The organism is Cytobacillus sp. FSL R5-0569 (genome assembly GCF_038007265.1).
GTDB lineage: Bacteria > Bacillota > Bacilli > Bacillales > Cytobacillaceae > Cytobacillus > Cytobacillus kochii.
The window spans coordinates 3,914,120-3,927,074 of sequence record NZ_JBBOWW010000001.1; the positions used below are offsets into that span (position 1 = coordinate 3,914,120).

The window sequence follows — 12,955 nt, forward strand, 5'->3', positions numbered from 1 at the left end:
TTTAAGCGGGTGAAGGGAATCGAACCCTCATCATCAGCTTGGAAGGCTGAGGTTTTACCACTAAACTACACCCGCATTTAAGAACTTCAACATACCGGTGGTCGGGGTCGAACCGACACTCCCGAAGGAACACGATTTTGAGTCGTGCGCGTCTGCCAATTCCGCCACACCGGCATAAAGGCAACACCCGGATTTGAACCGGGGATAAAGGTTTTGCAGACCTCTGCCTTACCACTTGGCTATGCTGCCATAACTGGGCTAGTAGGGTTCGAACCTACGAATGACGGAATCAAAATCCGTTGCCTTACCACTTGGCTATAGCCCAATAAAATGTTTAAAAATGGGGCGGCTGATGGGAATCGAACCCACGAATGTCGGAACCACAATCCGATGCGTTAACCACTTCGCCACAACCGCCATAATTGGCAGGGGTAGTAGGAATCGAACCCACATCAAAGGTTTTGGAGACCTTCGTTTTACCATTAAACTATACCCCTAGATGGTGGAGGGGGGCAGATTCGAACTGCCGAACCCGAAGGAGCGGATTTACAGTCCGCCGCGTTTAGCCACTTCGCTACCCCTCCAAAAAAGACTAAATGGTGGCTCAGGACGGAATCGAACCGCCGACACAAGGATTTTCAGTCCTTTGCTCTACCGACTGAGCTACTGAGCCAAAATAATAAATATGTAAATGGCGGTCCGGACGGGACTCGAACCCGCGACCTCCTGCGTGACAGGCAGGCATTCTAACCAACTGAACTACCGGACCAGATTGCGGGGGCAGGATTTGAACCTGCGACCTTCGGGTTATGAGCCCGACGAGCTACCGGACTGCTCCACCCCGCGATAATAAATATTAATGGCGGAGGAAGAGGGATTCGAACCCCCGCGGGCTTTAACACCCCTGTCGGTTTTCAAGACCGATCCCTTCAGCCAGACTTGGGTATTCCTCCATTAATAAAAAAGCAATAGCGGCGGAGGGGATCGAACCCCCGACCTCACGGGTATGAACCGTACGCTCTAGCCAGCTGAGCTACACCGCCATAAAATATATTGTTAAAAATTAAATTGGTGGAGCCTAGCGGGATCGAACCGCTGACCTCCTGCGTGCAAAGCAGGCGCTCTCCCAGCTGAGCTAAGGCCCCTAAAAAGTATTCGTGGTCGGGAAGACAGGATTCGAACCTGCGACCCCTTGGTCCCAAACCAAGTGCTCTACCAAGCTGAGCTACTTCCCGAAATAAAACGCGCCCGAGAGGAGTCGAACCCCTAACCTTTTGATCCGTAGTCAAACGCTCTATCCAATTGAGCTACGGGCGCATATGGAGCGGAAGACGGGATTCGAACCCGCGACCCTCACCTTGGCAAGGTGATGTTCTACCACTGAACTACTTCCGCAAATATCCATTATAAAATACTAATGCGGGTGAAGGGAGTCGAACCCCCACGCCTTGCGGCGCCAGATCCTAAGTCTGGTGCGTCTGCCAATTCCGCCACACCCGCAAATATAAATGGTGAGCCATGAAGGACTCGAACCTTCGACCCTCTGATTAAAAGTCAGATGCTCTACCAACTGAGCTAATGGCTCGTACAAAGGACGAGTGGTGCCGGCCAGAGGACTTGAACCCCCAACCTACTGATTACAAGTCAGTTGCTCTACCAATTGAGCTAGGCCGGCAAATAAACACAAAAATGGTGGAGGATGACGGGATCGAACCGCCGACCCTCTGCTTGTAAGGCAGATGCTCTCCCAGCTGAGCTAATCCTCCAAAATGGTGACCCCTACGGGATTCGAACCCGTGTTACCGCCGTGAAGGGGCGGTGTCTTAACCGCTTGACCAAGGGGCCAAAAAATAACCCCAAAAATTGGGGTAGTTTGCCCGGCAGCGTCCTACTCTCACAAGGGGACAGCCCCTAACTACCATCGGCGCTGAGAAGCTTAACTTCCGTGTTCGGTATGGGAACGGGTGTGACCTTCTCGCTATCGCCACCGGACTATGAAATTGTAAGGGAATCGTTCCCTCAAAACTAGGTAATGTTGAAGAAGATATTTATGAGTAATCGCCTATGCGTTGCTGATGCGACTACTTACGTAGTGCTGTCTAGCTGCGGCGGCTTGGAGCCGCCCGCATTTCGTATTGTCCAGCTACAGCGCCTAGGTGCTCGAGGTCATAAGTCAAATTTGTCATGAGGTTAAAGAACAACCTCCTGTCAAATCTGTCTTATGCTTGTCGCACCTGTGCAAGGCGCTTTCGCTTTTCGTTTTTGGTTAAGTCCTCGATCGATTAGTATTAGTCAGCTACATGTGTCGCCACACTTCCACCTCTAACCTATCAACCTGATCATCTTTCAGGGATCTTACTAGCTTGCGCTATGGGAAATCTCATCTCGAGGGGGGCTTCATGCTTAGATGCTTTCAGCACTTATCCCTTCCGCACATAGCTACCCAGCGATGCCTTTGGCAAGACAACTGGTACACCAGCGGTGCGTCCATCCCGGTCCTCTCGTACTAAGGACAGCTCCTCTCAAATTTCCTGCGCCCACGACGGATAGGGACCGAACTGTCTCACGACGTTCTGAACCCAGCTCGCGTACCGCTTTAATGGGCGAACAGCCCAACCCTTGGGACCGACTACAGCCCCAGGATGCGATGAGCCGACATCGAGGTGCCAAACCTCCCCGTCGATGTGGACTCTTGGGGGAGATAAGCCTGTTATCCCCGGGGTAGCTTTTATCCGTTGAGCGATGGCCCTTCCATGCGGAACCACCGGATCACTAAGCCCGACTTTCGTCCCTGCTCGACTTGTAGGTCTCGCAGTCAAGCTCCCTTGTGCCTTTACACTCTACGAATGATTTCCAACCATTCTGAGGGAACCTTTGGGCGCCTCCGTTACTCTTTAGGAGGCGACCGCCCCAGTCAAACTGCCCACCTGACACTGTCTCCCATCCCGATAAGGGATGTGGGTTAGAATTTCAATACAGCCAGGGTAGTATCCCACCGACGCCTCCACCGAAGCTAGCGCTCCGGCTTCTAAGGCTCCTACCTATCCTGTACAAGCTGTACCAAAATTCAATATCAGGCTACAGTAAAGCTCCACGGGGTCTTTCCGTCCTGTCGCGGGTAACCTGCATCTTCACAGGTACTATAATTTCACCGAGTCTCTCGTTGAGACAGTGCCCAGATCGTTACGCCTTTCGTGCGGGTCGGAACTTACCCGACAAGGAATTTCGCTACCTTAGGACCGTTATAGTTACGGCCGCCGTTTACTGGGGCTTCGATTCAAAGCTTCGCGTGAGCTAACCTCTCCTCTTAACCTTCCAGCACCGGGCAGGCGTCAGCCCCTATACTTCGCCTTGCGGCTTCGCAGAGACCTGTGTTTTTGCTAAACAGTCGCCTGGGCCTATTCACTGCGGCTCATCAAGGCTTTAACACCCTAATGAGCACCCCTTCTCCCGAAGTTACGGGGTCATTTTGCCGAGTTCCTTAACGAGAGTTCTCTCGCTCACCTTAGGATTCTCTCCTCGCCTACCTGTGTCGGTTTGCGGTACGGGCACCTTATTCCTCGCTAGAGGCTTTTCTTGGCAGTGTGGAATCAAGAACTTCGGTACTAAATTTCCCTCGCTATCACAGCTCAAGGTATGTGACCATGGGATTTGCCTCATGGTCCCTCTAACTGCTTAGACGCACATCCAATAGTGCGCTTACCCTATCCTCCTGCGTCCCCCCATCACTCAAACAGAATACGGTGGTACAGGAATATCAACCTGTTGTCCATCGCCTACGCTTTTCAGCCTCGGCTTAGGTCCCGACTAACCCTGAGCGGACGAGCCTTCCTCAGGAAACCTTAGGCATTCGGTGGATGGGATTCTCACCCATCTTTCGCTACTCATACCGGCATTCTCACTTCTAAGCGCTCCACCAGTCCTTACGGTCTAGCTTCAACGCCCTTAGAACGCTCTCCTACCACTGAACATCAACGATGTTCAATCCACAGCTTCGGTGATACGTTTAGCCCCGGTACATTTTCGGCGCGGAGTCACTCGACCAGTGAGCTATTACGCACTCTTTAAATGGTGGCTGCTTCTAAGCCAACATCCTGGTTGTCTAAGCAACTCCACATCCTTTTCCACTTAACGTATACTTTGGGACCTTAGCTGGTGGTCTGGGCTGTTTCCCTCTTGACTACGGATCTTATCACTCGCAGTCTGACTCCCATGGATAAATCTTTGGCATTCGGAGTTTGTCTGAATTCGGTAACCCGATGAGGGCCCCTAGTCCAAACAGTGCTCTACCTCCAAGATTCTTACGCATGAGGCTAGCCCTAAAGCTATTTCGGAGAGAACCAGCTATCTCCAAGTTCGATTGGAATTTCTCCGCTACCCACACCTCATCCCCGCACTTTTCAACGTACGTGGGTTCGGGCCTCCATCCAGTGTTACCTGGACTTCACCCTGGACATGGGTAGATCACCTGGTTTCGGGTCTACGACCACATACTCATTCGCCCTATTCAGACTCGCTTTCGCTACGGCTCCGTCTGTCCAACTTAACCTCGCATGTAATCGTAACTCGCCGGTTCATTCTACAAAAGGCACGCTATCACCCATTAACGGGCTCTAACTACTTGTAGGCACACGGTTTCAGGATCTCTTTCACTCCCCTTCCGGGGTGCTTTTCACCTTTCCCTCACGGTACTGGTTCACTATCGGTCACTAGGGAGTATTTAGCCTTGGGAGATGGTCCTCCCTGCTTCCGACGGGATTTCTCGTGTCCCGCCGTACTCAGGATCCACTCTGGAGGGAACGAAGTTTCAACTACAGGGCTTTTACCTCCTATGGCGGGCCTTTCCAGACCTCTTCGTCTATCTCGTTCCTTTGTAACTCCGTATAGAATGTCCTACAACCCCAAGAGGCAAGCCTCTTGGTTTGGGCTAATCCCGTTTCGCTCGCCGCTACTCAGGGAATCGCGTTTGCTTTCTCTTCCTCCGGGTACTTAGATGTTTCAGTTCCCCGGGTCTGCCTTCCATACCCTATGTATTCAGGTATGGATCCTATCCCATAACGGATAGGGGGTTTCCCCATTCGGAAATCTCCGGATCAAAGCTTACTTACAGCTCCCCGAAGCATATCGGTGTTAGTCCCGTCCTTCATCGGCTCCTAGTGCCAAGGCATTCACCGTGCGCCCTTATTAACTTAACCATTGTTCGGCTTGCGATAAGCTACGCATTTCGGCGTCAGCTCACTCGTCAACATCCTCATGTGCACAAGACGCACACTCCGGTGTTTCCTCGCTCGCTTCCTTGAACTGCTTGCTTCTCACAACCCTCACGGTTGTATGTTTTTAAAAAAAGTTTAGTATCTCTACTCTATTACTATTATATAGAGAGAAAATAACTAAGGTGGCGATTACTCGGTAATCTTCTTCATTACATTATCTAGTTTTCAAAGAACGATTGATGAATGGTAAGCTTTGGTATTCTCGTCAGCTTACGCTTCCTTGAATCCTTCGCTACTTTCACCTTATTTTGAGAGATTATACTCTCAAAACTGAACGAACAGTCTAACATCAAGTTAATTCCGTATATTCCTTAGAAAGGAGGTGATCCAGCCGCACCTTCCGATACGGCTACCTTGTTACGACTTCACCCCAATCATCTGTCCCACCTTAGGCGGCTGGCTCCAAAAGGTTACCCCACCGACTTCGGGTGTTACAAACTCTCGTGGTGTGACGGGCGGTGTGTACAAGGCCCGGGAACGTATTCACCGCGGCATGCTGATCCGCGATTACTAGCGATTCCGGCTTCATGTAGGCGAGTTGCAGCCTACAATCCGAACTGAGAATGGTTTTATGGGATTGGCTAAACCTCGCGGTCTTGCAGCCCTTTGTACCATCCATTGTAGCACGTGTGTAGCCCAGGTCATAAGGGGCATGATGATTTGACGTCATCCCCACCTTCCTCCGGTTTGTCACCGGCAGTCACCTTAGAGTGCCCAACTAAATGCTGGCAACTAAGATCAAGGGTTGCGCTCGTTGCGGGACTTAACCCAACATCTCACGACACGAGCTGACGACAACCATGCACCACCTGTCACTCTGTCCCCCGAAGGGGAAAGTCCTATCTCTAGGATTGTCAGAGGATGTCAAGACCTGGTAAGGTTCTTCGCGTTGCTTCGAATTAAACCACATGCTCCACCGCTTGTGCGGGCCCCCGTCAATTCCTTTGAGTTTCAACCTTGCGGTCGTACTCCCCAGGCGGAGTGCTTAATGCGTTTGCTGCAGCACTAAAGGGCGGAAACCCTCTAACACTTAGCACTCATCGTTTACGGCGTGGACTACCAGGGTATCTAATCCTGTTTGCTCCCCACGCTTTCGCGCCTCAGCGTCAGTTACAGACCAGAAAGTCGCCTTCGCCACTGGTGTTCCTCCAAATCTCTACGCATTTCACCGCTACACTTGGAATTCCACTTTCCTCTTCTGCACTCAAGTTCCCCAGTTTCCAATGACCCTCCACGGTTGAGCCGTGGGCTTTCACATCAGACTTAAGGAACCGCCTGCGCGCGCTTTACGCCCAATAATTCCGGACAACGCTTGCCACCTACGTATTACCGCGGCTGCTGGCACGTAGTTAGCCGTGGCTTTCTGGTTAGGTACCGTCAAGGTACCGGCAGTTACTCCGATACTTGTTCTTCCCTAACAACAGAGTTTTACGATCCGAAAACCTTCATCACTCACGCGGCGTTGCTCCGTCAGACTTTCGTCCATTGCGGAAGATTCCCTACTGCTGCCTCCCGTAGGAGTCTGGGCCGTGTCTCAGTCCCAGTGTGGCCGATCACCCTCTCAGGTCGGCTACGCATCGTCGCCTTGGTGAGCCGTTACCTCACCAACTAGCTAATGCGCCGCGGGCCCATCTGTAAGTGATAGCAGAACCATCTTTCAATCTAATTATATGTATAAATAGATATTATCCGGTATTAGCCCCGGTTTCCCGGAGTTATCCCAGTCTTACAGGCAGGTTGCCCACGTGTTACTCACCCGTCCGCCGCTAATCTTTGGGAGCAAGCTCCCTCAGATTCGCTCGACTTGCATGTATTAGGCACGCCGCCAGCGTTCGTCCTGAGCCAGGATCAAACTCTCCAATAAAGTGTTTGATTAGCTCATTTGCACCTATGGTGCTTTGTTGCTGATAAATCAGCTTTTTAAAATTACGCTTGACGTTTTATGTTCGTTCAGTTTTCAAAGAACAATCTCGTTCGCTTCAGAAGCGACCTTCTTAATATATCACCCAGTGTGTTTGATGTCAATAACTTTTTTATAAAATCTTATGTAAGTTACTGCGTCAGTAACGACTGCTTTAATATAATATCACCTGTTATTATTATTCGTCAATAACTTTTTTAAAAAAATTAATCTATTACATAAATAAAAAGGAGTCAGCACTTTCATGTTATGCTGACTCCTTTTTATTATAGTATTTGCGATAAGAACGCTTTCGTCCTTTCATGTTGTGGGTTATCAAATAATTCTACTCGTGTTCCCTCTTCCACAATTTCACCGTAATCAAATAGAACAATACGGTCAGCTACTTGGCGAGCGAATCCCATTTCATGTGTAACTACTACCATTGTCATTCCTGATTCAGCCAACGTCTTCATTACATCCAATACCTCTTTTACCATCTCAGGATCTAACGCTGAAGTCGGTTCATCAAATAACATGATTTTCGGTTGCATCGCCAGCGCTCTTGCAATAGCCACCCTTTGTTGTTGTCCACCTGAAAGTTGACCTGGATATTTATCAGCTTGTTCAGGGATACCCACCCTTTCAAGCAACTCTTTCGCGATTTGTTCAGCTTTTTGCTTCTTCCACCGCCTCACCCATATCGGTGCTAAAGAGATGTTTTTTAGAATCGTCATATGCGGAAAGAGATTAAAAGATTGAAAAACCATCCCTGTTTCTTTTCTTATTTCTTCTATATTCTTTAAATCATCAGTCAACTCAATACCATCTATCTTTATTTGTCCTTGTTGGAACTCTTCTAAAGCATTAAGGGTGCGAATAAAAGTAGATTTCCCTGAACCAGATGGCCCCAGAACAACAACAACCTCACCTTGTTTCACACTAATATTTACATCTTTTAAAACATGCAGTTGTCCAAACCATTTATTTAATCCCTTCACTTCTATTATATTTTCTCTTTTTTCAATAGGTATATCTATTTTCTCAACTCCAAATATACTTTCCATCTATATATATCCCCCTAACGCTCTCCAGCACCTAAAGTATTTTCTAATCTTCTACTTACATACGACATAAGCGAACAGAATATAAAGTAAATAAACGCGATAAACAGAAATACTTCCATGTTCTTACCTAAAAAGGCAGGATTTGCAATCACCTTTTGCCCCATCCCTAATAATTCAGTTAATCCTACAATCGCTACAAGAGAAGTATCTTTGAAAATTGAGATAAATTGACCAACACAAGCTGGAATTACAGCTTTGATAGCTTGAGGAAGAACAACAAAACCCATGGTATATGTGGAATTTAAACCTAAAGCTTGCGCTGCCTCGAATTGTCCCCTCGGGATCGATTGCAATCCACCTCTTATATTTTCAGCTAAATACGCCGCACTAAATAATGTGAAACCAACCATTGCCCTGAGGACATTACTCACGTCAATACTATTACCTAAAAAAAGCGGCAACATCAACTGAAATACAAATAGTATTGTAATTAGAGGGATCCCTCTTATCAGTTCAATATAAATGATACAAAACCATTTCACTACAGGGAGTTTACTTCGTCTTCCTAGAGCTAATAAAACTCCCAAAGGAAAAGAACAAACAATTGCCACACTTGCAATAAGTAGCGTTAACAAGAAACCTCCCCAAATATTAGAATTCACTTTTGGTAAAATACCGAAACCATTGAATAGAGAAATAACAAGCGGAATGAACAATATCCATAATAATAAAACTGGGATTTTTAGCTTCTTCACTTTTCTTCCTATTATATAAAAGAGGAAAATAAAAATAATATTCCCTACAAGAATAAGCCTCGTATTTGTTTGGATAAATGGCAGGACAAGCGAAACGAGCATTAGCCCAGCAATAACCAATGCCACATGCCTCATCACTCCTCGCCATAGCCCCCATGAGCTTCCTAAAAGAGCAGAAATGAGAAAAATAGCTACCCAAACTCTCCAAGTCTCCTCTAATGGAAATTGCCCAACCATGAGTAAACGAAAGTTCGTTTCGATAACAGTCCAATCAGCTGTGAAAATAAATTCCCCTGTATGGAAGACAACATATGAAATAATGGCAACTGACACGATAGTTAAGATAATATTTGGCCAAGTACCGAATAAGTTTGTCTTTAACCAACCACCTACACCGACTGTTTTTTTAGGCGGTCCCACAACCGAAGTATCAGTAGTAACGTTTATTTGAGGTTCATTGTTCATGCTTACACCTACCTTTCAACGAGTTGTGCTTTCTTATTAAAGTAGTTCATAAATAAAGAAGTAATTAAACTAAACGTTAAATAAACAGCAATCATTATCGCAATGGCCTCTATTGGGCGCCCCGCTTGATTCATTACTGTGTTTCCGATACTTACAATCTCTTGATAACCAACTGCAACAGCCAAACTTGAATTCTTAGTTAAGTTCAAATACTGACTGGTTAAAGGTGGGATAATAATTCTAATAGCCTGTGGGAAAATCACCAATCTTAGAGCTGTTGAATTTTTTAACCCTAATGCTTTCGCAGCTTCAGACTGCCCCTTATTGACTCCATTGACCCCAGCTCGTATGATCTCTGCAATAAATGTAGATGTATAAATGACCAACCCGAGTAATATAGCGGAAAATCCAGGTGATAGGACAAAACCACCATCAAACCCATTTCCTGCAACAGACGGAGCATGGAAGGTTACTGGTGTATTTCCAGTGACTACGTAAGATATAATAGCAACCACCACGATAACGCCCAACGCCCACAATGATGGAAAAATCTTTTTCCCAGACTCGATTTGTTTCTTTAACATCAAACGATATACAAAAAAAGCAATTACCAGTGACACAAGGAATAAAATGCCCCAGAGTAAAATCCCTTGATTTTCTTCGTACCAAGGAATAGCTGTACCGCGATTTGAGAAAAGCATTGGTCCAATCTGAAGGGCTTCTTGAATTTTTGGCATTGGTAAAAACACGGCATAAAACCAAATAAAAATTTGTACAAGCAATGGTGTATTTCGAAAAATCTCGATGTACGCTCCGGCAAGTTTACTTAATAACCAGTTATTCGACATTCTCGACAACCCTACAATCAATCCAAGAATAGTCGTCAAAATGATACCAAAGAATGCAACCCTCAATGTATTAAGCATGCCTATGAGTAAAGCTTTTCCATATGTATCAGTCGGTTGATAATCAATCATCGCCTCCGAAATAGAAAACCCCGCTGTATTGGCAAGGAAATCGAACCCTAACTGTAAACCTATTTGTCTTAGTCCACTTAACGCATTGTTAATTAAAAGATATCCGAATGCTAAAACGATAATAGCAAATACTACTTGTAAGATAATTGGGATAATCTTTTTATTTCGCCAAAATGGTGGAGAAATCGACTTCTTCTGATTCGACAGTTCACTCACATCTTACACTCCCTTCTAGAGGTACCTATTTAACTAATAGTTTAAAATAGACCTGCTATAGAGAATTCTCATCAAGCAGGTCTATCTTTACTTAACGGAATGGAGGAGAGTAAAGAATTCCGCCATCAGTGTATAATGCGTTTAACCCTCTATCTAACTTGAAAATAGTATCTGCTCCAAGATTCTTCTCGAAAATTTCGCCATAATTCCCTACTTGTTTAATAATCTGGTAGGCAAAGTCATTAGGGAGCCCTAACTGTTCTCCAAGATTTCCTTCAGTTCCTAGCAATCTTCTAATTTCAGGATTTTCCGATTCTAAAAATTCATCAACATTTTTAGAATTGATGCCAAATTCTTCAGCTTGAATAGTAGCATTAACCATCCAGTTCACTGCATCAAACCACTTATCATCTCCACCTTTTACTGACGGTCCAAGTGGCTCTTTCGATAAGTTCTCTTCCAAAATCTTATGGTCATCAGGATTTTCCATAACTGCCTGCCTTGCAACTAATCCTGATTTATCTGTTGTCCATGCATCGATGCTTCCTGATTCATATGCCGCTACCACTGCATCTTGACCATCAAACACAACCGCCTCATGCTCAATACCAAGCGCCCTCATCTGATCTGCTAAGTTCAGCTCTGTTGTTGTTCCTGTATCTACACCAATACGCATACCTTTTAAATCCTCAAGAGACTCTACCCCACTGTCAGCTCTCACCATAATACCTTGCCCATCATAGAAAGTTGTTGGAGCAAAATTCAAACCAACTTCCGAATCCCGGTTTGTTGTCCATGTTGTGTTTCTAATTAACACATCAACTTCGCCTGTTTGCACAGCTGTAAATCTCTCTTGAGCAGATAAAGGTCTAAACTCAACGGCTTCGGCATCCCCTATCGCACCCGCTGCTAGTACTCGAGCGAAATCAACATCAAACCCAACGTTCTTACCACTCTCATCGATGTAGCCAAACCCTGGCAATTCATCATTCACCCCAGCAACTAGCTTCTTATTATCAATCACTTTACTAAGAATAGAACTTCCAGATGATCCATTATTTGAATCCCCGCTTTCCTTCCCCCCCGCCTCTTCATTTGAACAACCAGTTAAAGCAAGCAATACTACTAAAAATAAACTCATAAAACCAAAAGAAATTTTCTTCATAATTAACCCCCTTTATTCTGTTATTTAACAGAATTTTTAGATATTTAACAATAGTAATAGACTTACCATGTAAGATTGTCTATCACTATATGTTATATATTAACTTTATTGTTTTTTATAGTCAACATTTATATTTTAAATATTCTTAAAAATATAAATATTTAGAATTAATAAATCAACTTAAAATTTTACTAACATACTAATCTCTTCCTATACGATTGACGTCTAATCATGTTTACTTACAAATAAGAGTATTTCTTAATAATGTTTCTCGTTTAACTAACACTCATCCTAAATACCCATTCTACACATCGGATTAATAATCTTTTTTTACCAAAACGGACCACATTTTACCTTCCCCTTCTCTTCTTCCATTTTTTCGTAATTAATCCATAAAAGTAGTTTCTAGTTTCTCAATATAACACTTTATCTTCTTTCTTTTTGCAGAAATAATGAATGAAAAAGATATAACTTTCGATTATAAATGACAAACGATTATAATATTGATGAGGTGAATAAATATGGGTAGAGATAGAAAGTTCTCCATTACAGAATTATACGAACATACACAAGCATTATTACTAGAAGTTGGATATGAAGGATTTACGTTTAGTTTACTAGCAGAAAGGCTACATGTAGCTAGAGGGACAATTTATAAGTATTTTGAAAATAAAGATGAACTTATTACAGCTTTTATGATTTATGAAATGAATCAGTTTATGAAAAAACTCGAGCAAATTGAGGAAAAAGGGGATTTTGAACGGCAATTTACTTACTTAATGGAGATTATCTTTGAAAGAACTGAGATTCAGGAATTAATCAATATTACAAAGCAAGTGAATACAACAAACGAAAAAACAGTTGCAAATCAAACTTATTTTAAGAGCATGAGTATAAATATGTATACATGCTTACAAAACTTTGTCCAATTAGGTAAGCAAGAAGGAAAGTTAAACCCCTCCTTGCCAGACACAATGATATTAGGCTTTATTTTTCAATCAGTAGCCATTCCAAATCATTTTCAGTTACCACGTGAGCAATGGGTTCAATCCATTATTGAAATGGTAAGTAACGGGATACGCACATAATAATTGACACATGTGTCACTTTGGAGCAAAATATGATAGAAGCATGGAT

The 12,955-nt window shown here is 44.6% G+C and carries 5 protein-coding genes, 21 tRNA genes and 3 rRNA genes; 1 reads left to right on the top strand and 28 read right to left on the bottom strand.

All coding sequences use genetic code 11. From position 1 onward, the window contains the following. Positions 1-4: 4 nt before the first annotated feature. The 28 genes from MKX78_RS19930 to MKX78_RS20065 all read right to left on the bottom strand — a co-directional run bounded on the left by MKX78_RS19930 (position 5) and on the right by MKX78_RS20065 (position 11,818). Positions 5-75 (bottom strand) — tRNA-Gly (locus tag MKX78_RS19930). Between the two features lie 17 nt (positions 76-92). Next, a tRNA-Leu gene (locus MKX78_RS19935) sits at positions 93-174 on the bottom strand. Between the two features lie 4 nt (positions 175-178). Next, positions 179-249 (bottom strand) — tRNA-Cys (locus MKX78_RS19940). Between the two features lie 4 nt (positions 250-253). After that, positions 254-325, bottom strand: a tRNA-Gln gene (locus MKX78_RS19945). Between the two features lie 16 nt (positions 326-341). Next, positions 342-417: transfer RNA gene (locus MKX78_RS19950), tRNA-His, on the bottom strand. A 6-nt stretch (positions 418-423) separates the two neighbouring features. Next, positions 424-497 (bottom strand) — tRNA-Trp (locus MKX78_RS19955). Between the two features lie 3 nt (positions 498-500). Then, a tRNA-Tyr gene (locus MKX78_RS19960) sits at positions 501-584 on the bottom strand. Positions 585-597: 13 nt separating this feature from the next. Next, positions 598-673, bottom strand: a tRNA-Phe gene (locus tag MKX78_RS19965). 19 nt (positions 674-692) lie between these two features. Continuing rightward, positions 693-769 (bottom strand) — tRNA-Asp (locus MKX78_RS19970). Between the two features lie 3 nt (positions 770-772). After that, positions 773-846: transfer RNA gene (locus MKX78_RS19975), tRNA-Met, on the bottom strand. A gap of 14 nt (positions 847-860) precedes the next feature. Beyond that, positions 861-953 (bottom strand) — tRNA-Ser (locus tag MKX78_RS19980). 16 nt (positions 954-969) lie between these two features. Then, positions 970-1,043, bottom strand: a tRNA-Met gene (locus MKX78_RS19985). A 26-nt stretch (positions 1,044-1,069) separates the two neighbouring features. Further along, positions 1,070-1,145, bottom strand: a tRNA-Ala gene (locus MKX78_RS19990). 13 nt (positions 1,146-1,158) lie between these two features. After that, a tRNA-Pro gene (locus MKX78_RS19995) sits at positions 1,159-1,235 on the bottom strand. An 8-nt stretch (positions 1,236-1,243) separates the two neighbouring features. Continuing rightward, positions 1,244-1,317: transfer RNA gene (locus MKX78_RS20000), tRNA-Arg, on the bottom strand. A gap of 3 nt (positions 1,318-1,320) precedes the next feature. Beyond that, positions 1,321-1,395, bottom strand: a tRNA-Gly gene (locus MKX78_RS20005). Positions 1,396-1,418: 23 nt separating this feature from the next. Beyond that, positions 1,419-1,500: transfer RNA gene (locus MKX78_RS20010), tRNA-Leu, on the bottom strand. Positions 1,501-1,509: 9 nt separating this feature from the next. After that, positions 1,510-1,585, bottom strand: a tRNA-Lys gene (locus tag MKX78_RS20015). 14 nt (positions 1,586-1,599) lie between these two features. Continuing rightward, positions 1,600-1,675 (bottom strand) — tRNA-Thr (locus tag MKX78_RS20020). Positions 1,676-1,690: 15 nt separating this feature from the next. Further along, positions 1,691-1,766: transfer RNA gene (locus tag MKX78_RS20025), tRNA-Val, on the bottom strand. Positions 1,767-1,770: 4 nt separating this feature from the next. After that, positions 1,771-1,845 (bottom strand) — tRNA-Glu (locus tag MKX78_RS20030). A 30-nt stretch (positions 1,846-1,875) separates the two neighbouring features. Next, a 5S ribosomal RNA gene (gene rrf, locus MKX78_RS20035) occupies positions 1,876-1,992 on the bottom strand. Between the two features lie 270 nt (positions 1,993-2,262). Then, positions 2,263-5,195: ribosomal RNA gene (locus MKX78_RS20040) — 23S ribosomal RNA — on the bottom strand. Positions 5,196-5,588: 393 nt separating this feature from the next. Then, positions 5,589-7,137 (bottom strand): 16S ribosomal RNA (locus MKX78_RS20045). Together the 16S, 23S and 5S rRNA genes with 21 tRNA genes alongside form the textbook arrangement of a ribosomal RNA operon. 323 nt (positions 7,138-7,460) lie before the next feature. Then, positions 7,461-8,240: an amino acid ABC transporter ATP-binding protein gene (locus tag MKX78_RS20050; protein ID WP_341052094.1), complete on the bottom strand. Its 780-nt coding sequence runs from the start codon at positions 8,238-8,240 to the stop codon at positions 7,461-7,463. 14 nt (positions 8,241-8,254) lie between these two features. Beyond that, positions 8,255-9,460, bottom strand: a complete 1,206-nt coding sequence (locus MKX78_RS20055; protein ID WP_095371973.1) for an amino acid ABC transporter permease — start codon at positions 9,458-9,460, stop codon at positions 8,255-8,257. A gap of 8 nt (positions 9,461-9,468) precedes the next feature. Beyond that, positions 9,469-10,644 carry an amino acid ABC transporter permease gene (locus MKX78_RS20060; RefSeq protein ID WP_370873381.1) on the bottom strand — a complete coding sequence of 392 codons (1,176 nt, stop codon included), beginning with the start codon at positions 10,642-10,644 and terminating at the stop codon, positions 9,469-9,471. 100 nt (positions 10,645-10,744) lie between these two features. After that, positions 10,745-11,818, bottom strand: coding sequence for an amino acid ABC transporter substrate-binding protein (locus MKX78_RS20065; RefSeq protein WP_095371971.1), 1,074 nt, complete (start codon positions 11,816-11,818; stop codon positions 10,745-10,747). Positions 11,819-12,339: 521 nt separating this feature from the next. Between MKX78_RS20065 and MKX78_RS20070 the strand changes: the two genes are divergently transcribed. Next, positions 12,340-12,906, top strand: a complete 567-nt coding sequence (locus tag MKX78_RS20070) for a TetR/AcrR family transcriptional regulator (protein WP_095371970.1) — start codon at positions 12,340-12,342, stop codon at positions 12,904-12,906. Positions 12,907-12,955 lie beyond the last annotated feature (49 nt).

Excerpts from the sequence above, each read along its gene's own strand:
- MKX78_RS20050 (WP_341052094.1), bottom strand. The coding sequence starts at position 8,240 with ATGGAAAGTATATTTGGAGTTGAGAAAATAGATATACCTATTGAAAAA.
- MKX78_RS20055 (WP_095371973.1), bottom strand. The coding sequence starts at position 9,460 with ATGAACAATGAACCTCAAATAAACGTTACTACTGATACTTCGGTTGTG.
- MKX78_RS20065 (WP_095371971.1), bottom strand. The coding sequence starts at position 11,818 with ATGAAGAAAATTTCTTTTGGTTTTATGAGTTTATTTTTAGTAGTATTG.
- MKX78_RS20070 (WP_095371970.1), top strand. The coding sequence starts at position 12,340 with ATGGGTAGAGATAGAAAGTTCTCCATTACAGAATTATACGAACATACA.